The following is a 21,134-nucleotide window of genomic DNA, read 5'->3' as shown; positions in this document are numbered from 1 at the left end:
CTTCTCTTGGCTCGCGGCGCAGAGTTTCATGTATTCCCTATTGACTTCATGGGGAATATAGCCGAGTGTCAAGGGTGTGATCTACAGCGAGCTTCTGGTCGCTCGCCTCCACGTCGATCTCATGCGGCAGGCGAGCGCCCTCTGTGCCTGGCGGTGACCTCGGGTCCCGCTCCCCTTCTCCCCGGTACAGACCGCCCTACGCCCATGGAGGCCACGTCATGCCATCGACCACGTCCACCCTCGACATCCGCCGCGTCGCGGGACACATCGGCGCCGAGATCCTCGGCGTCGACCTCTCCCACCCGCTCGACCCCTCCACGGTCGAGGAGATCAGGCAGGCCCTGCTCGCCCACAAGGTCGTGTTCTTCCGCGGCCAGACCCTCGACCACGCCGGCCAGATCGCCTTCGCCCGCCGGTTCGGCGCGCTCACTCACGCCCACCCGCACGAGGACGCGCCGCCGGAGGAGTTCCCTCAGATCCTGACCATCGACCCGCGCCGCTACGAGGAGCGCTACGGGCCCGACTACCGCGAGCTGTACCGCAGGCGCCAGTACTCGTACTACTCGGGCTGGCACACCGACGTCACCGCCGCCGTCAACCCGCCGGCCGCCTCGCTCCTGCGCGCGGAGACCGTCCCCGCGTTCGGCGGCGACACCCAGTGGACCAACCTGGTGGCCGCCTACGAGGGGCTGTCCGAGCCGCTCAGGGCCTTCGTCGACGGACTCAGGGCCGAACACCGCTTCCTCGCGGGCTACCGGCCCACCGACGAGGACGGGAAGCTCGTCAAGCGGATCAACGACAACCTGCTCGTCTCGATCCACCCGGTGGTCAGGGTGCACCCCGAGACCGGGGAGCGGGCGCTGTTCGTCAATCCGGGCTTCACCGACCACATCGTCGGCCTGTCCGCCCAGGAGAGCCGCCGGATCCTGGAGCTGCTGTACGAGCAGATCACCAGGCCCGAGTACACCGTCCGCTTCCGCTGGCAGCCGGGCAGCCTGGCCTTCTGGGACAACAGGGCCACCGCGCACCTGGCGCCGTCCGACCTGGACCACTTGGACGTCCAGCGCACCCTGCACCGCGTCACGCTGATCGGCGACCGGCCCGTCGGACCTGACGGGTTCGTCTCCGAGATCGTCGCAGGCCGCGAGTTCACCGCCGAGTCCCTCGTCGTCGCCTGACGGGACGGACTCCTCACGGGGCGGGGCGTTGGGAGGCGCCCCGCCCCCGGCTCAGGCGGGGACGCGAGCCCCGCTCCGGCGCGGGCGGGGACGCGAACCGCCCCCGCTCACCCCCCAAGAAAGGCGCATCCCATGAGCGAGCACGAGACGACGACCGAGGGCGAGAGCCGCGCCGCCCTCAGTGAGGACTGGGCCGCCACGATCGTGGGCCTGGCACTCCTCCTGCTGGTCATCGCGGGAGTGATCCCCACGGGGGTGATCCCGTGATGAGCACCACCCGCGCCCCCTCCGCGACCGCCACCTGGGTGTGGCCCTCCGCCGGCGTCCTGACCGTGCTGGTCCTGGCCGCGGCGACCAGGTTCCTGGAGAAGAACGTCCCGGTCTGGTGGTCGGGCTCCGACCTGGCCAAGGCCGTCGAGTACCCCGTCTACGCCATCGCGCTCGGCCTGCTCGGCAACGCGGTCCTGACCGCCACGGGGCTCAGGGACCGCCTCGCGGGCGGCTTCCGCACCGAGTTCTTCATCAAGACGGGACTGGTCCTGCTCGGCGCCTCGATCAACCTCAAGGTGATCGTCACCGCCGCGGGGCCCGCCGTCATCCAGGGCGTCGTGCTCATCAGCACGGTGTTCCTGTTCACGTGGTGGCTGGGCGGCAGGCTCGGCCTGGACGACAAGCTGCGCGCCCTGCTGTCGGCCGCCGTGTCGATCTGCGGCGTCAGCGCGGCCATCGCCGCCGCGGGCGCCGTGCAGGCGAGGCGGGAGCAGCTCGCCTACAGCGCCAGCCTGGTGATCGCCTTCGCCCTCCCGTCGATCTTCGTCCTGCCGGCTCTGGCCACGGCGCTCGGCCTGAGCCCGGAGGTGGCGGGCGCGTGGATCGGCGGCAACATCGACACGACCGCGGCGGTGACGGCCGCCGGCGCCCTCGCCGGTGAGGACGCGCTGGCGGTCGCCACCATCGTGAAGGTCACGCAGAACGCCCTCATCGGCGTGGTCGTCGTGGCGCTGACGGCCTGGTTCGCCTTCCGCGTCGAGCGCCGCGCCGACGCCGCCAGGCCCGGCGCGATCGAGCTCTGGCGGCGCTTCCCCAAGTTCGTGCTGGGGTTCGTGGCCGCCTCCGTCATCGCCACCTGGTACCTCTCCTCCGTCCCCGCCGCCGAGGGCAAGGCGGTCATCGCTGTGGCCAACGACCTGCGGGTGTGGTTCCTCATCCTTGCCTTCGTCAGCATCGGCCTGGAGTTCCGCGTGGCCTCGCTGCGGGAGGCGGGCTGGCGCCCCGTCGGCGTGTTCGCCGCGGCCACCGTGGTGAACGTGGTGGTCGCGCTGGGGCTCGCCGTCCTGCTGTTCAGCGGGTTCAGCGCCGGTTAGGCCCCGCCTGACGGCGGGCCGAGGGCTCCCGGTCGCGAGGCGCTCGCGCGGCCCGGCGACAGGCGGGAGGGGCGCCGGCCGCGTTGACAAATACGAGCGAACACTTGTATTACTCGAACACGAGCAGTCTATCGTGTTTCGGGGAGTGAGTCGTGGGTGCATTTCTCGTACGGCGCCGCCGTCTCGTCATGGTGCTGGCGCTGCTGGCCACGCTGGCCATGGCGGCGCTCGCGGCCGGCACCGTGAACGCGCTGTCGCTGGCCAGATTCGAGGCGCCGGGGTCGGAGTCCGACAGGGCAGGGGCGGAGCTGGCCGAGCGGTTCCATACGGGGAGCGTGGACCTGATCCTGCTCGTCACCGCGGTGGACGGCACGGTCGACGACCCGGCGGTGGCCGCGGCAGGACGGGAGCTGACCAGGCGGGTGGGCGCGTTCGAGGGCGTGGCGGAGGCGGCCTCCTACTGGACCCGCGGCAACCCCGCCACGCTGCGCGACGAGAAGGGCACGCGGGCGCTGGTCGTGGCCCGCATCCCGGGCGACGCGAACGTGGTCCGCTCGCGCATCCTGCCCGCCCTGGTGCCCGAGGTCACCAGGGGCAACGAGGTGATCTCGGTGCGGTCGGGCGGCGGCGAGGAGGTGTTCAGGCAGACGGTCCCCCAGGCCAGGCAGGATTTCCTGCGAGCCGAGATGATCATCTTTCCGCTGGTCTTCGTGCTGCTGTGGGCGTACTCGCGCAGGGTGCTCGGCGCCCTGCTGCCGATCATGGTCGGCGTGTTCGCGATGGTGGCGACGCTGGCACTGCTGCGCGGCGTGCTTCTCTTCACCGACGTCTCGACGTTCGCGCTGAACATCACCCTGGCCATGGGGCTGGCGCTGGGCATCGACTACTCGCTGTTCGTCATGGCCCGCTTCCGCGAGGAGGTACGGCACGGCCGCTCCCACCACGACGCCGTCGTGACGGCAGTCGCGAGGGCAGGCCGTACGGTGCTCTTCAGCGGGATGACGGTCGCGGCGTCGCTGGCGGTGCTGCTGGCGCTGCCCTTCGACTTCCTGCGTTCCTTCGCCTACGCGGGGATCGCGGTGGTCGTCGGCGGGGTGGTGGGCGCGGTGGTGGTGCTGCCCGCCGTCCTGGCCGCCGTGGGCGCGCGGGTGATCCCGCGCCATGACAGGGGCGAGCGCGCCGTCGGGTTCTGGCACGCGGTGGCGGGAAGGGTGATGCGCAGGCCCGTCCTGTACGGCGGCGCCGCCACGCTCGTGCTGCTGCTGCTCGGCTCGCCGTTCCTCGGGCTGAACTTCGGCGTGGCCGACGACAGGATCCTGCCGCCGAGCGCGCCCGCCAGGCAGACACAGGAGATCATCAGAGCGGAGTTCCCCGCCGAGGAGACCGACGCGCTCCAGGTGGTGTCCACGGGCCCGTCGACGGGCCCGGTCGCCGTCGTCGCCGGCTACGCCGCCGCGCTGTCACGGCTCGAAGGCGTCGCGCAGGTCGACTCGGCCGCCGGCTCCTACGTCAGAGGGTCGCGCGTGGGCGACGGCGACCCCGCCAGGTTCCGCGGCGGTGAGGGTACCTGGCTGTCGGTCGTGCCCACCGCCGCGCAGATGGAGGGCGACCCGATCGAGCTCGTCTCGCGGGTGCGCGCCGCGCCCGCGCCTTTCGAGGTGCTGGTTGGCGGCTACACGGCCGAGCTCGCCGACTACCGCGCCTCCATCGTGGACCGGCTGCCGCTGCTGATCGGGCTGATGTTCGCGGTCACGTTCGTGGTGCTCTTCCTGATGACAGGCAGCGTGCTGATCCCGCTGAAGGCGACCGTGCTGAACCTGCTGAGCATGGCGGTGATGTTCGGCGCGATCGTGTGGGTCTACCAGGAGGGCAACCTGTCGGGCCTGCTCGGGTTCACGCCGACAGGAAGCATCGACCCGAGCATCCCGATCCTGATGTTCTGCGTCGCCTACGGGCTGTCCATGGACTACGAGGTCTTCCTGATCTCCAGGATCAGGGAGGAGTACGCCAGGAGCGGCGACACCGTCGCCGCGGTCGCGACGGGCCTGCAGCGCGGAGCGCCCCTCATCACCGCCGCGGGGGCCATTCTCGCGCTCTCGTTCGCCGTGTACGCGACGGCGGGCGTGGTGTTCGTGCAGATGCTGGGAGTCGGGATGGCGGTGGCGATCCTCGTCGACTCCACGATCATCAGGGCCGTCATGGTGCCGGCGTTCATGCGGCTGGCCGGGGCGGCCAACTGGTGGGCGCCCCGGCCGTTGCGCCGCCTTCACACGGCGCTCACGCGGCCTCGACCCAGATCGGACGCCAGTCGGGCAGCTCGTGGTAGCGACGCAGCTCCGCCAGACCCGACAGCCAGCCGCCCCATGCCGCGTGCGGCGGACGAGCCTCGTCGAAGCCCGACTGGACGAACGTGAGCCTGGTCTTGCCGCCGGACTCGGCAAGCTCCCAGCTGGAGATGCCGGGCGAGCCCCAGTCGACCGACATCGCGCGGCCCTCGACCAGGTCGATGACCTTGGCGGGGTCGGGGTTGTCGAAGCCGCCCATGGCCCAGCGGCCGCCGACGACGGGCTCGATCTCGATGAGGTAGCCGAACCAGCGGGTGGCCTCCTCGCCGTCGGTCAGCGAGCGGTAGAGGGCCGGCATGGGGGCGTCGATGACGATCTCCTCCCGCATGGTGGCCGAGGTGTAGTCGACCTTGGGCGTGAGCTCGCGGCCCTCGACGTGGTCGACGAGGTTGGCCAGCGACAGGCACCAGAACGTCTGCAGCGCGCCCCTGATGCTGGCCCCCGTGATGACGTCCTGGAAGTCGAAGTGGCTCTGCTTCAGGGTGACGATCGTCGAGTCGGGGCTCTCCTCCTCGACGGAGAGCTCGGTGGTGGTGGCCTCGCCGTCGAGCGTCCACTCCAGGCGCAGGCTGTGGTCGTCGGCGTGCAGCACCCGCTGGTGCGGGGCGTCGCCCTCGGGAGTGTGGCGGCCCCAGAACGCGAAGCGGTTCGGCAGGTCCACCTCGACGTGCTCGGCGAACCACGCGCGCAGGGACTCGGGGTCGGTCATCGCCTGCCACACCTGCTTGGCGGGGGCGGCGACGCGGACACGGAGGATCATCGGCTCAGTCATCGGTCTCTCCCTTGGGGTAGCAGGCCACGGCCAGCTTGAAGGCGTCGCCCTCGGCGCCGCCGTATCGGGTGAAGAGGTCCTGCAGCGCGCCACGCAGGTCGTCCATGAACTCCTGGCGACGCTCGGGCGGCACCCTGATCTCGCCCGAGACGCCGACGGACGGCAGCTCGGGCCTGTTGCGGTCCAGCGCGGCGATGTCGGCCTGGACTTCCTCCATCAGGTCGAGGAGGTAGCCCAGCGACAGCTCGTCCTGCGTCCTCCTCAGGCCGATGCGCCCGACGAGGCGGGGCGAGAGCCAGTACGAGCGGGCGGTGGCCTGGTAGATGCCTTCGCTGATGCCGCGCACCTTGCGCTCGGACACCTGCTCGACCAGCCCCGCCTCCACCAGCCTCTTGACGTGGTAGTAGACGCGTTGCGGGGTCTGGGAGAGCTGGGCGGCGACCTCGGTGCAGGTGCGCGGCTCCGCCAGTTGCCGCAGCACCTCGATGCGCTGCGGCTTGAGCAGGGCCTCGGCCTGCTCGATCTGATCCAGGTACAGGACGTCTCTCATCGCAAAAACAATGTTGTACGTAAAAATTGTGCTTGTCAATGGGCCGCGCGGATGCGGCGAACCGTCGGAGGGGTGGCGCTCGGCTCCCCGGCCGGGGGCCCGATCGCCCGATGGTTCGGCGTCACGGGCCCCGTGGTCGCGCTAGGCGGGGAGCAGCGGAAGGATCCGGCCGACCGTGCTCGCGTCGGCGAAGGAGAAGCGGGTCTTCGTCAGCGCGAACGCCAGCCCCGACGCGGTGTCGGCGAAGGCCGCGCTGCCGTTGACGCCGACCATGCCGAACGAGGTCTCGGGAGACGAGCCGTCGGGACGGCCCGCCGCGTAGCCGAGCGCCCACGTGACGGGGTTGCCCATCAGCTGGTCGGTGCCGGTGAAGGCGGGCGAGGTCACCTCGCGCAGGTGCTCGGGCGTCAGCAGGCGCACGCCGTCCACCTCGCCCAGCAGGGCGGCGTACATCCGGGCGACGGCGCGCGCGGAGAAGGTGCCGCCCGCCGGGATGTCGGCGGTGAGCACGTCGGCCCTGTTGGCGTAGGCGGCGTCGGGCAGGAGCGCTCGGGGCGTGCCGGGGAAGTCGCCCATGGCCTCCAGCAGGGCGGCGTTGCCCGGAGCGTCGTCGAGAAGGGCCACCCTGCCGAGCGCGGCGGCGGGGACGCCGAGGAAGAGCTCGTCGGCGACGCCGAGCGGCTCGGCGATCTCCTCACGGAGCACCTGCGAGATCGGCCTGCCCGTGGCCCTGCGGACGACCTCGCCGAGGATCCAGCCGAACGTCTGCGCGTGGTAGCCGGTCTTCGTGCCCGGTTCCCACCACGGGACGGAGGCGGCGATGCCGCGGCACATCGTGTCCCAGTCGCACAGGTCCTCGACCGTCGTCCCGTCCGGTACGGCGGGCACGCCCACCGTGTGGGTGAGCGCGTGCCGTACGGTGGCGGCGGACTTGCCGTGCGCGCCGAACTCCGGCCACAGCGCGGCGATGGGGGTGTCGTAGGACAGCGCCCCTCGCGCCACGAGCACGTGGACGACGGTGGCGGTGACGGCCTTGCCGGTGGAGGCGCTGTAGACGAGGGCGGAGGGGGCGACGCCGCCGGCCGTGGCGTCGAGGAGGAGCTCGCCGTGCCGGTAGACGACGACCTGGACGCCGCCTTCCACGCCGGACGCGGCCAGCGAGTCGATGGTCTGCTGGATGCCGTTCACGCGGACTCCTCCTCCCCCTTCGCCTCGTCGACCATCCGGGCGAGCTCGTCGCGTCGCTCCTCGGCGAGCGTGTCCCAGGTCTCCGGATTCGCGTAGATCATCCGTAGGTATTTCATGCCCCTGAGTCGGAACGGGGCCGCGCGTCCTCGACACGCCGCCGAGAAATTCTTTGCGTGTTCGCGACGTGACACTCGGTAGTCACTAGAGTCGGCGTCATGCTTGCCCTGATTGCCGCCGTGGCGGCCGCCGTCGCCGTGGTCGCGCTCACCGCGTTCCTGTTCAGGAAGCTCGGCACCGAGGACCGCGACCCTGGAGGACCGTCGACCGGCCACGCGGGAGCGATGCTGTCGGCGCTGTTCCTGCTGGTGTTCGCGATCGCCATCATCGTGCCATGGACCACGGCCGACGCCGCCCGCCAGAACACCTTCGCCGAGGGCCAGGCGGCGGTGGAGACCTACTGGGCGGCGGGCGACCTGCCCGAGGCCGACCAGCTGTGGGTACGGCAGAGCCTGCGCGACTACGTGCAGTTCGTCGTGCGCGACGAGTGGCCGCTGATGGCGGAGGGCCGGATGTCGCCCGAGGGCGGGGCGCGGCTCGACGCGCTGCGGACGCGGGTCGACGCCGCCCAGCTCGACGACGACACCAAGGCGCTGGTGCTCGACAAGGTCGAGGAGCTGTCCGCGGCGCGCAGCCGCAGGGCCGCCGACGCGGGCACCACTCCCCCCGCAGGGCTGCTCGGGCTGACCGTGCTGACCGGCGTCGTCGTCATCATCTTCCCGTTCCTCGCCGGCGCCAGGCCGCGCGGGCTGACGCTGGTGCCGTTGATGGCGATGGCGGGCATGCTCGGTGTCGGGGTGTACCTGACCTGGGACATCTCGCGCGCCTTCGATGGGGCTCTGGCGGTCGGGCCCGAGGCGTTGCGGACCGTGCTGCAGGAGTTCCAGCGGATCGCGGGGGGCGCGTGAGGGCGGCGGCGCTGCTGGTGGGGGCGGTCCTCTGCCTCGGCGCTGCCCTGCCCGCCGACCCCGGGCCCGTGGAGGTGGAGGTGGGCGAGAGCGTCCACGTGGAAGCGCCGGGGGCAGGTGACGGCGGGGCCGAGGTGAACGTGTCGGTCGGCGTGTGCGTCACCGTGGCAGGCCTGGTGGTCGAGGTGGGCGGAGGGTGCCTTCCGCCGCCGGAGCCGACCCCCGAGCCGCCCACACCCACGCCCAAGTCGCCCGAGCCGGTGCCCGAGCCGACGCCGAAACCCCGGCCGGAGCCCGAACCGACACCCGGGCCGAACCGGCCGCGGAGCGAACCGGCCAGGCCCGCGCCACGGCCGCAACCGGTCCTGCCCGTGCGGGCGCGGCCACCGGTCAGGACACCCGAGGCCACGCCCACACCGGCGAAGCCGCCCTCCCCGCGCGTCCTGGCGCGGCCCGAGGAGCCGGAGCCGCAGCGGCGCAACCCGATGCGGTCGGTGTTGTTCCTGGTCGTGCTGACCACGGTGATCGCTTCCACCACCGCGGTCGCGTTCGGCGCGGTCAGATGACCAGCAGGGTCTTTCCCGTGGTCTGGCGGGCCTCGATCGCCCTGTGCGCCGAGGCCGCCTCCTCCAGCGGGTAGGTCTGTCCGATCGTGGGCACCAGCCGTCCCTCCGCGGCCAGCTCCAGCGCCCTGGCCACCAGCCTGCGCAGTTCCTGCGGGCTGGGCGGCCCTCCGCGCTCGATGACGGTGATCGGCAGGCCGTCCGACCTCGACCACGACCCGCTCGCCATGCCGTACATGCTCGCCCTGCCGCCGGGGCGGAGCGCGGTCAGCGCCTCGGTGCCCACGTCGCCGCCGACCCCGTCGAAGACCACGTCGACCTCGAGGGAGCGCGCCCAGCCCTCGGCCGAGTAGTCGACGAAGGAGCCGTGGCGCTCCACGAGCGCGCGCTTGCCGCGCGCGGCTCCGACCACCTCGGCGCCCGAGGCGGCGGCGAGCTGCAGGAGCAGGCCGCCGACGCCGCCGCCCGCCGCGAGCACCAGCACCCGCTCGCCCGGTTCGATCTCCGCCTGCTCGTGGAGCATGACCGCGGTGCGCCCGTCGGCCAGCAGCGCCACCGCGTCCTCCAGTGCCACCCCTTCCGGCACGGGCACCGCGTCGGCGGCGGAGGCCACGGCCAGCGAGGCGTATCCGCCGACGCCGCCGGTCGTCGTCACCACCGTGGTCCCGACCAGGCCGGGGTCGACGCCGTCCCCCACGGCCACGATCACGCCGCCGACACCGTTGCCCGGCGTGCGGGGCAGCGCCGGCGGCGCGAACGGGCCGGTCCCCGCCCGCACCTGCGTCTCCACGAAGGTGATGCTCGCGAACGCCACCCGCACCAGCACCTGGCCCTCGCCCGGTACCGGGTCGTCAACCGTGCGCGCCCGCAACACCTCGGGGCCGCCGAACTCTTCCATCACGATCGCTCTCATCCCCCCACTATAACGGAGCGATTCACTCCGGAAGAATGCGGAACGAAACGTGCCGCAATGGCTCCTACGCTGAGGCCATGAACTGGAACGCCCGCCGCCTCGAACGCCACTTCCCCCAGCAGGGCACCCCCGCCGACGTCGTGGCCGCCATGTGCGGCGCCCACGCGCAGATCCTGTCCGCGGCCGAGCTGTCGGTCAGCCTCCGCCTGCCCGGCACCTCCAGGGTGGACGTCCGCGAGGCGCTGTGGACCGAGCGCAGCCTGACCAAGACGTTCGGCCCGCGCGGCACCGTCCATCTGCTCCCCACCGCCGACCTCGCCATGTGGACAGGAGCGCTCTCGTCGCTCCCTTCGGGGCGCGTCGACCTGCTCACCCCCGACCAGATCGAGCAGGTCGTCGTGGCTGTGGGCATCGCGCTCAAGGACCAGGCGCTCACCATCGACGAACTCGACGAGGCGGTCACCGCGATCGCGGGCCCGTGGGCGGGCGACCGCGTCATGGACGCCTTCCAGACCAAGTGGCCGCGCTGGCGTCAGGCCACGCACCTGGCCGCGCACAGGGGCGTGCTCGCGTTCGGGCCCAATCGCGGGCGCAAGGTCACCTACACCAACCCCGGCGTACGTCCCGCCGACAGCGAGAGCGCGCAGGCCGAGCTGCTCAAGGCCTACCTCCACTCCTACGGCCCCTCCACGCCGCAGTACTTCGCCAGGTGGCTGTCCGCCCCCGTCACCTGGGCGGCCGACGTGTTCGGCAGGGCCGCCCTGGACCGGGTGGAGGGCGGCTGGGTGAACGCGGGCGACACCGAGGCGCCCGACGAGCCGGCCAGGGGCGTGCGGCTCCTGCCGTACTTCGACGCCTTCGTGGTCGGCTCCCACCCGCGCGAGCAGCTCTTCCCCGGCAGGGCGTGGGACCGCGCGCTGGCGAGAAGCCAGGCGGGCAACTACCCCGTGCTGCTGATCGACGGGATCGTGGCGGGCGTGTGGCACCAGCGCCGCTCCGGCAAGCGGCTCACCGTCACCGTCGAGCCGCTCGACGAGCTGACCTCGAAGCAGCTGGCCGAGCTCGACCAGCAGGTCGGCAGGATCGGGGAGATCCTGGAGGCCACCCCCAGCCTGACGATCGGAAAGATCTCGGTCGGACCGCACGCGTAACTGTCACAAAGGCCAGGGCCGTCACGTCATATGGGTATGAGCGCGAAGAAGATCCTGATCATCGGCGGCGGCTACGTCGGCATGTACACCGCGCGGCACCTGCGCAGGATGCTGCGCGCGGGTGAGGCCGAGATCACGGTGGTCGACCCCAAGGACTACATGACCTACCAGCCGTTCCTCGCCGAGGCCGCGGGCGGCGCGATCGAGCCGCGGCACGTCGTCGCCCCGCTGCACAGGGTGCTGAAGGGCGTGCGGGTGCTGACGGGCCGCGTCACCGGCCTCGACCACGATGCGAGGACGGCCGTCTTCGAGCCCGCGCGGGGTCCCGCGCGCACGCTCGGCTACGACATCCTGGTCATGGCCACCGGCTCGATCACCAGGACGCTGCCGCTGCCGGGGCTGGCCGAGCACGGCATGGGATTCAAGACGCTCGGCGAGGCCGTCCAGCTGCGCGACCACGTGCTCGCCCAGCTCGACGTCGCCGCCTCGACCGACGACGACGCCGTACGGCGGGCGGCGCTCGCCTTCGTCGTCGTGGGCGGCGGGTTCGCGGGGGTGGAGGCGCTGGCCGAGCTGCAGGCGATGGCCGAGGACGCGGCGAAGGAACACGGGCTCGACCCTGCGGAGCTGCGCTGGATCCTGGTGGAGGCGACCGGCGGCATCCTGCCCGAGCTCGACGGCCGCCTCGGCGCGTGGACGGTCAGGACGCTGACAGGGCGCGGCGTCGAGGTACGGCTCGGCACCACCCTCGACTCGGCCGTCGACGGGCACGTCGCGCTCAGCGACGGCACCGAGCTGGACGCCGGCACCCTGGTCTGGGCGGCCGGCGGCAGGCCGAACCCGCTCGCGGCGGCCAGCGGGCTGCCCGTCGACCGGCTCGGCAGGATCGAGACGACGGAGTTCCTGAACGTGCGCGACATCAGGCACGCCTTCGCCGCAGGCGACGGCGCGGCGGTGCCGGACCTGACCAGGCCAGGGCAGTTCACCGCGCCCAACGCCCAGCACGCGATGCGGCAGGCCAAGGTGCTGGCGCGCAACGTGGTGGCGGACGTGCGAGGGGAGCCGCTCAGGCCGTACCGGCACGCCTACCTCGGCTCGGTCGCAGGACTGGGGCACCGGCAGGGGGTGGCGCAGATCCACCGGGTGCGGCTGACGGGGCTGCTCGGGTGGCTGGCCCACCGCGGCTACCACCTGCTGGTGGTGCCGACGATGGGACAGCGGGTGCGGGTGCTGGCGGGGTGGCTGCTGTCGGGACTCTTCCACCGCGAGAACGTCCGCCTCGACGCCCGGTGAACCCGCGACGTGGGGCGGCCCGCTGAGTATGGGCTACTCATGACGGACGCCCGACGCGCCGCCACATTGGCACCATGCCAGCCATACGCGCACGCCGTCTCTTCGACGGCAGGGAACTGCTGGGCGAGCGGGTGGTCCACGTCGAGGACGGAAGGATCGCCGCCGTCGCCGACCGGGGCGTGGCCGATCTCGACCTCGGCGACGTCACTCTCCTGCCGGGGCTCATCGACTGTCACGTCCACCTGGTGTTCGACGCCGGCGTCGACCCCGTCGCCGGCCTTGCAGGGGCCACCGACGAGGAGCTGCTCGACAGGATGCGGGACGCGGCGGCCGCCACGCTCGCCGCGGGCGTCACCACCGTCAGGGATCTGGGCGACCGGAACTTCCTGGCTCTCCGGCTCGCCAGGAAGCTGAGCGTCATCGAGGGTCCCGAGATCCTCGCCGCGGGACCGCCGATCACGACCACGAAGGGCCACTGCTGGTTCCTCGGCGGTGAGGCCGACGGCGTCGACGGGGTGCGAGCGGCCGTCAGGGAGCGGGCGCGGCGCGGAGCGCACGTGGTGAAGATGATGGTGACCGGCGGCGAGATGACCCCGGGCACCCACTCTCACCTGCGCCAGTACGGCTTGGCGGAGTTACGCGCCGCCGTGGAGGAGGCCCACGCGCACGGCCTGCCGATCGCCGCCCACGCGCACGCGGGCGCGGGCATCGCCGACGCGCTCGCGGCCGGATTCGACACCATCGAGCACTGCTCGTTCCTCACCGAGGACTCGGCCGAGCCCGACCCCGCGATCATCGCCCGGCTGGCCGCCTCCGACGTGATCGTCTCCGTCACCGCGGGCATGGTTCCCAGCGACCAGCCGCCCCCGCCCGGCATCGCCCGGCGGATTCCCGGGATCCTGCAGTCGCTCAGGGCGCTGTACGCGGCGGGCGTGCCGTTCGTGATCGGGAGCGACGCGGGGATCGGGCCGATCAAACCCCACGGGGTCCTGCCGCACGGGCCCGCGATGCTGGTCGGCCTCGGCTACGCCCCCCTCGACACGCTGCGCGCTGTCACCTCGCAGGCGGCGCGCGCCTGCCGGGTGGCCGACAGGAAGGGCAGCATCATGGCCGGGTTCGACGCGGACCTGCTGGCCGTCGAGGGCGACCCGCTGGCCGACGTGACGGCGCTGCTGCGTCCGGTGGCGGTGTTCAGGATGGGCAGGCGGGTCAGGTGAGCGCCGCCCTCTCATCGCCGCCCTGGTGACACCGTAGTCCTGCCGGCACGTTTAGATGTGCGTATGCGCATCGGGATCCTCGGCCCTCTCCAGATCTCAGGGGCCGGGGTCTCCGGCACCCGGCTGCGCGCGCTGCTGGTCAGGCTGGCCCTCGACCCCGGCCGGGTGGTGACGGCCGAGCGGCTGGTCGACGACCTGTGGCAGGACGGCGCGCCCGAGCACCCGACGAGCGCGCTGCAGTCCCTCGTCTCGCGCGCCCGCAGGGAGGCGCCGGGCCTGATCGTCACGCATCCGTCCGGCTACCTCCTCGACGTGCGGGCCGACGACGTCGACGCGTGGCGGTTCGAGCGGCTGGCGCGCGAGGGCGCGGCCGAGGAGGCGCTGTCGCTCTGGCGCGGTACGGCGCTCGCCGACGCCGCCGGCATGCCCTTCGCCGTCGCCACCGCCGCCCACCTGGAGGAGCTGCGCCTGGCCACGCTCGCGAGGCGGATCGCCGGGGACCTGGCGCGGGGAGCCGACGTGACGGCCGAGCTCGAGGGGCTGGTCGCCGCGCATCCGCTGCGGGAGCCGTACCACGCGCTGCTGGTGCGGGCGCTGCTGGCGGACGGCAGGCGGGCGGAGGCGCTCGAGGTGTTCGAGCGGGTCAGGCGGCGGCTGGCCGACGAACTCGGCATGGACCCGGGGCGCGAGCTGCTCGACGCCTACGAGGCGGCGCTGCGCGATTCGCCTGGCTCGTCGCTGCCGGCCCAGCTGACCACCTTCGTCGGGCGGGAGGCGGACGTGGCCAGGGTCCGGGAGCTGCTCGGCGTCGCCAGGCTGGTCACGCTGACAGGTCCCGGCGGCGCGGGGAAGACGCGGCTGGCGATCGAGACCGCCGCCACGCTCAGGGTGCCCGACGGCGTGTGGCTGGTCCCGCTCGCGCCCGTGTCCGACGTGCTGACGGCGCTGTCGAGCGCGGTCAAGGCCGCCGATCCCGTGGCGGCGCTGCGCGGCACCTCACCGGTGATCGTGCTCGACAACTGCGAACACGTGATCGACCAGGCCGCCGACGTCGCATCGCGGCTGCTGACCGAGGTGCCGGGTCTGCGCATCATCGCCACCAGCAGGGAGCCGCTGGATGTGACGGGCGAGCACCTGCACACCGTGCCGCCGCTGGACGCCGCCGCGGCCGTCCACTTGTTCAGTGACAGGGCCGCGGCGGCCAGAGCGGGACTGGACCTGTCGGCCGCCGCCGACATCTGCCGCGAGCTCGACGGCATCCCGCTGGCGATCGAGCTGGCGGCGGCGCGGCTGCGCACCCTGTCTCCCTCGCTCCTGGCCGCCCAGCTCGGCGACCGGTTGTCGCTGCGCGGCAGCCGTACGGCCGAGCCACGGCACCGGACGCTGCGCGCGGTGATCGACTGGAGCTGGGAGCTGCTGTCTCCCGACGAGCGGCGGCTGCTGGCCAGGATGTCGGTCTTCTCCGGCGGGGCCACCTACGAGGCGGTGCTGGAGGTGTGCGGGCCCGGAGTCGAGTCGCTGGTGGACAAGTCGCTGGTGACGGTGCAGGGCGAGCGCTACACGATGCTGGAGACGGTACGGCGTTACGCCGCGGAGAAGCTCGACGACCCTTCGGTCGTGGCGGCCCACGCCCGCTACTACACCGCGCTGGCCGAGCGGGCCGACTCCTTCCTCAGGACGGACGCGCAGCTCGACTGGCTCGCCGTGCTCGACGCCGAGCAGGCCAACCTCGACGCCGCCCTCGACCGGTCGGGCGATCCGCTCAGGCTCTTCCTCGCCAGGATCTGGCTGTGGATCATGCGGGGCAGACGACGGGAGGCGCAGGCGTGGGCGGCCAGGATGCCCGAGGCGGAGGGCCTGGCCCACGAGCTGTGCGCGGCGATCACCGGCGGCGTGCCAGGACCCGCGCTGCTGGAGTCGGACCATCCGGCGACCCTGGCGTGGTGGGGCCTGACCGGCGCGCCGGCCGCGCCCGACGGCGTCATGGCGGAGGCGAGAAGGTCCCTGGCCAGGCTGGGCGATCACCCGGACCCGTGGACCAGGGCGACGGTGCGGCTGATGGCGGGCCTCGTCGAGTTCGAGTACGGCACGCCCGGCGCGGCCGACTCCCCGCTGGAGGCCGCCCTCGAAGGCTTCGAGCGGACCGGCGACAGGTGGGGGAAGGCCATGACCCTGACCTGGCTCTCCCTCGCCGCGGAGAACCGCGGCGAGACCGCCCGCGCGCTGTCCTTCGCCACCGAGTCCGTACGGCACGCCACGGCGATCGGCGGCATGGAGGCGATCCCCGGCCCCGTGATGCTGCGGGTGCGCCTGGCCCAGCTGCACGCCAGGCTCGGCAGGTTCGACGAGGCCGAGGCCTCGCTCGACCAGACGTGGGAGGCCGCCGAGTCCGATCCGGTGGCCCGCGCCCGCGTCCTGCACGTCCGCGGCGAGATCGCGCGGCGCAAGGGCGACCAGAAGACCGCCGTCGACCTGCTGCGTGAGGCGCTGACGCTCGTAGAGGGCGCACCCAGACAGCTGGTCGCGCTCATCCACATGGAGCTGGCGACGGCGTCGGGCTCGCGCGCCCACGTGGACGCGGCGCTGGAGCTCACGGCGGACGGCGACGACAAGACCGTCAGGGCGACCGTGCTGGAGGGCGCGGCGGCGTGGCTGCCGGGCTCCGAGGCCGCCGCTCTGCGGGCGGAGGCCACGCGGCTACGCGGTCTCGACCCCGAGCCGTGACAGGTAGTCCCGCACGCCCGCCTCGTCGCCGTCGTAGCCGACGTAGCCGTCGGGCCTGACGAGCAGCACGCCCTTCTGGCCCTCCGGCGCGGGCAGCACGCGCACGGCGTCGCCGTACCGCTCGGAGGTGTCGGCGAGCAGGGTGAACCTGCCGCCGCCGTACACGCCGGGCACCCGCTCGCCCCCGCGGGGGCCGACCGACAGCGGGCCGTACCAGTAGCCGAGGTTGAGCTGCTGCGTCTCCTCGTCGCGCTTGAGGTCCGCCTCCCTGAGCAGGCGCGTGCTCAGCCCCAGCACGTGCTCGGCGATCGGCATGCGCTCCTGCTCGTAGCTGTCGAGCAGGACGTCGGAGCCGACGGCCAGCTTCCAGCCGAGGTTGTAGGCGTCCTGCACGCCGGTGTTCAGCCCCTGGCCGCCGGCGGGCGAGTGGACGTGCGCCGCGTCCCCCGCGAGGAACACCCTGCCCACCCTGAACCGCTCGGCCATCCTGATGTTGACCCGGTACTCCGACCGCCACACCACTTCCGTCAGCTTCACCCCCGCATGCGTGTCGAGGATCCGCTGCAGGTCGTCCTCTCCCGTGTAGGGCGCGGTGAGCTGGAAGACGTCGGTGCCCGGCAGCGGGCACAGCGCCACGTGCAGCGTCCGGGCGGCCATGTCGCCCCACAGGTGCCAGTGGTCCCTGTCGACGTCAGGCGTCTTCACGTCGGCCAGCAGCATCCGCTCGCTCTCGAACGTCTCACCCGCGAACCCGACGCCCAGGGCCTTGCGCACGGTGCTGCGCCCGCCGTCCGCGCCGACCAGGTAGGCGCAGCTGACCCGCTCGCCGTTCGACAGCGTCGCCGTGACACCCTCGGCGTCCTGCTCGAAACCGGTGACCTCGATCCCCAGCTCCACCTCGTGCCCGAGCTCGGCCAGCCGGTCCCTGAGGATCCGCTCGGTGCGCCATTGCGGCTGCATGATCAGCTCCGGGTACGGCACGCTCTCGCTGGGCTCCTTCGGCTCCTGCATGCGGCCCTCCCAGATCACCTGCCCGTCCTTGTAGGAGCGCAGCAGCGGGTAGGCGGCGCCCGTCGCCAGGATCTCGTCGATGACGCCCATGTCGTGGAAGACCTCGAGCGTGCGCGGCTGCAGGCCCTTGCCCCTCGCTCCCTCGGGGTGGACCGGCGACTTCTCCACGATGCGGAGGTCGACGCCGCGGCGGGCCAGCTCGATGGCCAGGGTCAGCCCGGTCGGCCCGGAGCCGACGATGAGAACGTGTGTCATGCCGATCACGGTGCACGGTGCCGCTGCCATATCGCTGTCACGGCCGCATTCGATAAGGTGTTCGCATGCTTCTGCTCATCGACGTCCAGCGGAACATGCTGGAGCCGCCCGTCCCCGTCCCCGCGTGGGAGAGCGTGTCCGCGGCCATCGCCACCCTGCTCGACCGGGCCCGTACGGCGGGCGAGCCCGTGGCGTGGGTGCGCAACGCCGGCGGCCCCGACGACGCCGACGCGCCGGGCACGCCCGGATGGGAGCTGGTCCACCGGCCGCTCGACGGCGAGCCCGTCATCGACAAGGTGCTCCCCGACGCCTTCGCCAACACCGACCTGGGCGACCTCCTGTTCCCCGCCAGCCACCTGGTCGTGGCGGGCATGCAGAGCGAGTGGTGCGTGCGCGAGACCGCGCTGACCGCGCTGGCCCTCGGCCACGAGGTGACGCTCGTCAGCGGGGCCCACGCGACCCACGACGACGGCAGGCCCGCGCACGAGATCTCGCGGGAGGTGGAGCAGGAGCTGGTGTCGTCCGGTGCCCGGACGGCCCGGGTCGACGAGATCACCTTCTGACCGCTTGAGGCCCGTGGCGGGGCGTGGCGGCTGGAACGCCGTCCGTATCATGGGCGCGACGACCTTGTGGTCGCCCCCGGACCGAGAGGCGCGCCGCGTGCACCCACTGACCGACGACCCGTCGGTTCCCTCGATGGTCGCCATCCCCGGTGGCGCCGTGGACCTGCGGGACGACCGGCGCGGCACCGCGTGGCGGGCCGAGGTCGCCCCCTTCCTGCTGGGGCGGTACCCGGTCACCCAGGCCCTCCACCGTGCCGCCACCGGAGCCGCCCCCTCCGCGAGCGGCGCCTCGCCCGTCACCGACGTCAGCTGGCTCGACGCGGTCGAGGTGTGCAACCGCCTGTCGGCCCTGTCAGGACTGGACCAGGTCTACTCCCGCGGCCCGGAGAGCGGGCAGGTGATCTGCGACTGGGCGGCCGACGGCTACCGCCTGCCGACCGAGGCGGAGTGGCAGTACGCCTGCAAGGCGGGGACCAGCGGCTACCGCTACGGGGAACTCGACGACATCGCCTGGTACGCGGACAACTCCGGCGAGCGGGTGCACGACGTCGGCGGCAAGGCGCCCAACCCGTGGGGGCTGCACGACATGCTGGGCAACGTCTGGGAGTGGTGCTGGGACCTGTACGACGAGGAGGTCTACGGCTCCTACCGCATCTTCCGCGGCGGGAGCTGGGCGGAGCAGGCGCGGGGCTGCGGAGCGTCCGTGCGTCGCCGCAGCCACCCCACGTTCGCGATCGACGACCTCGGCTTCCGGCTCGCGCGAACCGTGTCCTGAGCGCCTCCGCGCGATTGGGTTAGGAAACTTTCCTAAAATTATTGACGGGAGCTCCGACCCTTCGGTGGGATGGGCGCGTCAGGGCACGACACCCCTCGGACGTGAAGGATCTCCCGCCATGCGTCTACGCCTCGCCCTCACCGTCGTCTTATCCGCCGCCACTCTCACGGCCGCCCTCCAGGCCTCCGCCGCCGGCCATGCCGCGGCCGCCGGGCGGGCGGGTGCGGCGGCGCCGTTCAACCATCCAGGTGTGCTGGTGAGCAGGGCGCAGCTCGACTTCGTCGGCGCCAACCTCGGCAACGAACCGTGGAAGTCGGCCTGGAGCGCCCTGCGCGCCCACTCCTTCGCATCCCTGTCGTACACGCCCAAGCCGCGCGCCGTCGTCGAGTGCGGCCCGAGCTCCAACCCCAACCACGGCTGCTCCGACGAGCGCAACGACGCCATGGCCGCCTACGCGCACGCGCTCCAGTGGTATCTGACCAAGGACGACCGCCACGCGAAGAAGGCCGTGCAGATCATGGACGCCTGGTCGGCCGTGATCTCCTCGCACACCGGGCACAACGCGCCGCTGCAGACCGGCTGGTCGGGCGCGTCGTTCTCGCGGGCCGCCGAGCTGATCAAGCACACCTACGGCGGCTGGTCGAACGCCGGCAGGTTCGCCACCGCCCTGCGCGAGGTCTACCTCCCAACCGTCGTCAACGGCAGCGCCAACACCAACGGCAACTGGGAGCTGATCATGACGGACGCGGCGATCGGGATCGCCGTCTTCCTCGACGATCGAGCGTCGTTCGACAAGGCCGTCCAGCTGTGGCGCAACCGGCTGCCCGCCTACGTCTACCTGAAGACGGACGGCGCCTATCCGAAGTCGCGACCGGGCAGCAAGTACGACACCAGGGACGAGATCATCGGCTACTGGCACGGCCAGACCACGTTCGTGGACGGCCTGGCCCAGGAGACGTGCAGGGACTTCGGGCACACGGGCTGGGGCATCGCGGCCGCAGCGCACGTCGCCGAGACCGCCCGCCACCAGGGGCTCGACCTGTACGCCGAGGGCAAGGACAGGCTGCGCCACGCGATGGGCTTCCACGCGGGACTGCAACTGGGCGAGCCGGTGCCGTCGTGGCTGTGCGGCGGCTCGGTGACGCCGGGCCTCGGGCCCACGTTCGAGGTGGGCTACAACGCGCTGCACAAGCGGATGGGCATCGGCATGTCGCGCACGCAGCGCCTGGTCGAGCAGGGCCGTCCGGCCGGAGTCAGCCACTTCCTCGGCTGGGAGACCCTCACCCACGCGGAGAATCCCCACTAGCGGGGTGACCGCGAGCGGCGAGCCGGTCGCGGTCGGCGTCTCCGTCGTTTACACAGGAGCGGCGTTTTCGAAAGGGCGCGGAAAGGGGAAAGCGAAAAGAAGGAAAGCGGGAAAGGCCGAGGAAAGGTCGGGGAAAGAACGAGGCGGCGAACCCGTCAACCGTCTTTCGACCGGTTGCGGGTCCTCATGATGCGTACGGCCAGCCGTACCGCGGCCAGGCGGCGGCCGGGGGCGACCAGCAGCGCTCCGCGCCACATCAGCCGGAGTCCGCTCAGCAGTTCGGCCTCGCCGTCCGGCCCGAGCGCGATCGCCAGCGGCCTGGCGCACGGCACCGTGCCACGCAGCGAGGGGTACTGCCGCTCCAGGTTCGGGTCGCGGCAGGAGCGGACGAGCACGGGCGGGGCCATCACGCCGGACAGGGCCGACGCGATGGCCGAACATCCGCCGCACCCGCTGTCGTAGATGACGACGAGTGCTTTCACCATCCGGCCGTCCACAGGCCGAGCAGCAGGGAGGCGATGGTCCCCACCGCGGTCGCGACGGCCAGCAGTCGCTGGTTGTCGAACCAGAGCTCGGTCCACTCCCCGTCGTCGCTGTGGAAGATGCTCGCCGCCGCCATGATCCAGCGCGCCGCCGCGAAACCCGCCGCGGCCGCCATCGCCCCGGAGAACGGGACGGCGAGCACCAGCGACACGAGCACCAGGTGGGGTAGGGCCGAGGGAGAGTACGTGCGCATGCCCGTCCCCATCTCGAACCCGAACTGGATGCCGCCCAGCACCCGGCCGCGGCCGAGCACGTGCTCGGGCACGAGCCGCTTGTTCTCCGGGACCGTCAGCGTGATCAGGCCCGCCTCACGCAGGAACACGACCCCTGCCAGCAGGGCCAGCAGCCCCAGGCGGAGGGACGGCGGCAGCAGCGCCTGGAACACGCCGCCGATCGTCGCGGCGACGACGGCGACGCTGGAAGCGCCGAGAAGCAGGCCCACACCGAAGTAGGCCAAC

General features: G+C 72.4%; 20 protein-coding genes and 1 pseudogene. 14 read left to right on the top strand and 7 right to left on the bottom strand.

Annotated elements, in window-relative coordinates:
- The first annotated feature begins 76 nt into the window (after positions 1–76).
- From ACFSKW_RS48215 to ACFSKW_RS48195, 5 genes are all read left to right on the top strand, one after another.
- Entirely contained in the window at positions 77–157 is an 81-nt protein-coding gene (locus ACFSKW_RS48215; protein ID WP_379581480.1) for a putative leader peptide, read from the top strand.
- 61 nt (positions 158–218) lie between these two features.
- Entirely contained in the window at positions 219–1,178 is a 960-nt protein-coding gene (locus tag ACFSKW_RS48210; RefSeq protein ID WP_379581394.1) for a TauD/TfdA dioxygenase family protein, read from the top strand.
- Positions 1,179–1,310: 132 nt separating this feature from the next.
- Positions 1,311–1,445, top strand: coding sequence for a hypothetical protein (locus ACFSKW_RS48205; RefSeq protein WP_379581392.1), 135 nt, complete (start codon positions 1,311–1,313; stop codon positions 1,443–1,445).
- The gene (locus tag ACFSKW_RS48200) at positions 1,445–2,542 is read left to right on the top strand and encodes a YeiH family protein (RefSeq protein ID WP_379581390.1); all 1,098 of its coding nucleotides are present in this window, start codon (positions 1,445–1,447) and stop codon (positions 2,540–2,542) included. Before ACFSKW_RS48205 ends, ACFSKW_RS48200 begins: the two co-directional genes overlap by 1 nt.
- 152 nt (positions 2,543–2,694) lie before the next feature.
- Entirely contained in the window at positions 2,695–4,956 is a 2,262-nt protein-coding gene (locus tag ACFSKW_RS48195; protein ID WP_379581388.1) for an MMPL family transporter, read from the top strand.
- On the opposite strand, the pseudogene ACFSKW_RS48190 reads toward ACFSKW_RS48195, so the two are convergent.
- The 3 genes and pseudogenes from ACFSKW_RS48190 to ACFSKW_RS48180 form a co-directional block, all read right to left on the bottom strand.
- Positions 4,922–5,647, bottom strand: a pseudogene (locus ACFSKW_RS48190) (SRPBCC domain-containing protein); the annotation flags it as partial. The gene ACFSKW_RS48195 and the pseudogene ACFSKW_RS48190 overlap by 35 nt on opposite strands.
- A 4-nt stretch (positions 5,648–5,651) precedes the next feature.
- Positions 5,652–6,209 (bottom strand): helix-turn-helix domain-containing protein, encoded by a 558-nt coding sequence (locus ACFSKW_RS48185; RefSeq protein WP_379581386.1) that lies wholly within the window; start codon positions 6,207–6,209, stop codon positions 5,652–5,654.
- 141 nt (positions 6,210–6,350) lie between these two features.
- The gene (locus tag ACFSKW_RS48180; protein WP_379581384.1) at positions 6,351–7,397 is read right to left on the bottom strand and encodes a serine hydrolase domain-containing protein; all 1,047 of its coding nucleotides are present in this window, start codon (positions 7,395–7,397) and stop codon (positions 6,351–6,353) included.
- A 215-nt stretch (positions 7,398–7,612) separates the two neighbouring features.
- Here ACFSKW_RS48180 and ACFSKW_RS48175 point away from each other — a divergent pair, with 215 nt between their 5' ends.
- Together ACFSKW_RS48175 and ACFSKW_RS48170 are read left to right on the top strand one after the other, a co-directional pair.
- Positions 7,613–8,362, top strand: a complete 750-nt coding sequence (locus tag ACFSKW_RS48175) for a bestrophin-like domain (RefSeq protein WP_379581382.1) — start codon at positions 7,613–7,615, stop codon at positions 8,360–8,362.
- Positions 8,359–8,928 carry a hypothetical protein gene (locus ACFSKW_RS48170; protein WP_379581380.1) on the top strand — a complete coding sequence of 190 codons (570 nt, stop codon included), beginning with the start codon at positions 8,359–8,361 and terminating at the stop codon, positions 8,926–8,928. Before ACFSKW_RS48175 ends, ACFSKW_RS48170 begins: the two co-directional genes overlap by 4 nt.
- On the opposite strand, the gene ACFSKW_RS48165 is transcribed toward ACFSKW_RS48170, so the two are convergent.
- Positions 8,921–9,838, bottom strand: coding sequence for a zinc-binding dehydrogenase (locus tag ACFSKW_RS48165; protein WP_379581378.1), 918 nt, complete (start codon positions 9,836–9,838; stop codon positions 8,921–8,923). The genes ACFSKW_RS48170 and ACFSKW_RS48165 overlap by 8 nt on opposite strands.
- Before the next feature lie 77 nt (positions 9,839–9,915).
- On the opposite strand from ACFSKW_RS48165, the gene ACFSKW_RS48160 reads away from it, so the two are divergent.
- The 4 genes from ACFSKW_RS48160 to ACFSKW_RS48145 all read left to right on the top strand — a co-directional run bounded on the left by ACFSKW_RS48160 (position 9,916) and on the right by ACFSKW_RS48145 (position 16,223).
- Positions 9,916–10,989: a winged helix DNA-binding domain-containing protein gene (locus tag ACFSKW_RS48160; RefSeq protein ID WP_379581376.1), complete on the top strand. Its 1,074-nt coding sequence runs from the start codon at positions 9,916–9,918 to the stop codon at positions 10,987–10,989.
- Positions 10,990–11,025: 36 nt separating this feature from the next.
- The gene (locus ACFSKW_RS48155; protein ID WP_379581374.1) at positions 11,026–12,282 is read left to right on the top strand and encodes an NAD(P)/FAD-dependent oxidoreductase; all 1,257 of its coding nucleotides are present in this window, start codon (positions 11,026–11,028) and stop codon (positions 12,280–12,282) included.
- A 74-nt stretch (positions 12,283–12,356) separates the two neighbouring features.
- Positions 12,357–13,499, top strand: coding sequence for an amidohydrolase family protein (locus tag ACFSKW_RS48150; protein ID WP_379581372.1), 1,143 nt, complete (start codon positions 12,357–12,359; stop codon positions 13,497–13,499).
- A gap of 63 nt (positions 13,500–13,562) precedes the next feature.
- A complete protein-coding gene (locus tag ACFSKW_RS48145; RefSeq protein WP_379581370.1) occupies positions 13,563–16,223 on the top strand; it encodes an AfsR/SARP family transcriptional regulator in 2,661 nt (886 codons plus the stop codon).
- Here the strand turns inward: ACFSKW_RS48145 and ACFSKW_RS48140 are convergent.
- Positions 16,197–17,489 (bottom strand): FAD-dependent monooxygenase, encoded by a 1,293-nt coding sequence (locus tag ACFSKW_RS48140; RefSeq protein WP_379581368.1) that lies wholly within the window; start codon positions 17,487–17,489, stop codon positions 16,197–16,199. The genes ACFSKW_RS48145 and ACFSKW_RS48140 overlap by 27 nt on opposite strands.
- Before the next feature lie 65 nt (positions 17,490–17,554).
- On the opposite strand from ACFSKW_RS48140, the gene ACFSKW_RS48135 reads away from it, so the two are divergent.
- The 3 genes from ACFSKW_RS48135 (at position 17,555) to ACFSKW_RS48125 (ending at position 20,133) form a co-directional block, all read left to right on the top strand.
- On the top strand, positions 17,555–18,052 hold the full coding sequence (locus ACFSKW_RS48135; RefSeq protein WP_379581366.1) for an isochorismatase family protein: 498 nt from the start codon (positions 17,555–17,557) through the stop codon (positions 18,050–18,052).
- A 97-nt stretch (positions 18,053–18,149) separates the two neighbouring features.
- Entirely contained in the window at positions 18,150–18,827 is a 678-nt protein-coding gene (locus ACFSKW_RS48130) for a formylglycine-generating enzyme family protein (protein ID WP_379581364.1), read from the top strand.
- 118 nt (positions 18,828–18,945) lie between these two features.
- Entirely contained in the window at positions 18,946–20,133 is a 1,188-nt protein-coding gene (locus ACFSKW_RS48125) for an alginate lyase family protein (RefSeq protein ID WP_379581362.1), read from the top strand.
- A gap of 155 nt (positions 20,134–20,288) precedes the next feature.
- Here the strand turns inward: ACFSKW_RS48125 and ACFSKW_RS48120 are convergent, their stop codons facing one another.
- Together ACFSKW_RS48120 and ACFSKW_RS48115 are read right to left on the bottom strand one after the other, a co-directional pair.
- Positions 20,289–20,618, bottom strand: coding sequence for a hypothetical protein (locus tag ACFSKW_RS48120; RefSeq protein WP_379581361.1), 330 nt, complete (start codon positions 20,616–20,618; stop codon positions 20,289–20,291).
- On the bottom strand, positions 20,612–21,133 hold the full coding sequence (locus ACFSKW_RS48115; protein ID WP_379581359.1) for a hypothetical protein: 522 nt from the start codon (positions 21,131–21,133) through the stop codon (positions 20,612–20,614). Before ACFSKW_RS48115 ends, ACFSKW_RS48120 begins: the two co-directional genes overlap by 7 nt.
- Between the last annotated feature and the right edge of the window lies 1 nt (position 21,134).

The organism is Nonomuraea mangrovi (genome assembly GCF_042681425.1).
In the GTDB taxonomy this organism is placed as follows: Bacteria; Actinomycetota; Actinomycetes; order Streptosporangiales; family Streptosporangiaceae; genus Nonomuraea; species Nonomuraea mangrovi.
Note: the sequence above shows the minus strand (reverse complement) of the source record. Positions and strands in the feature narration are given on the sequence as shown.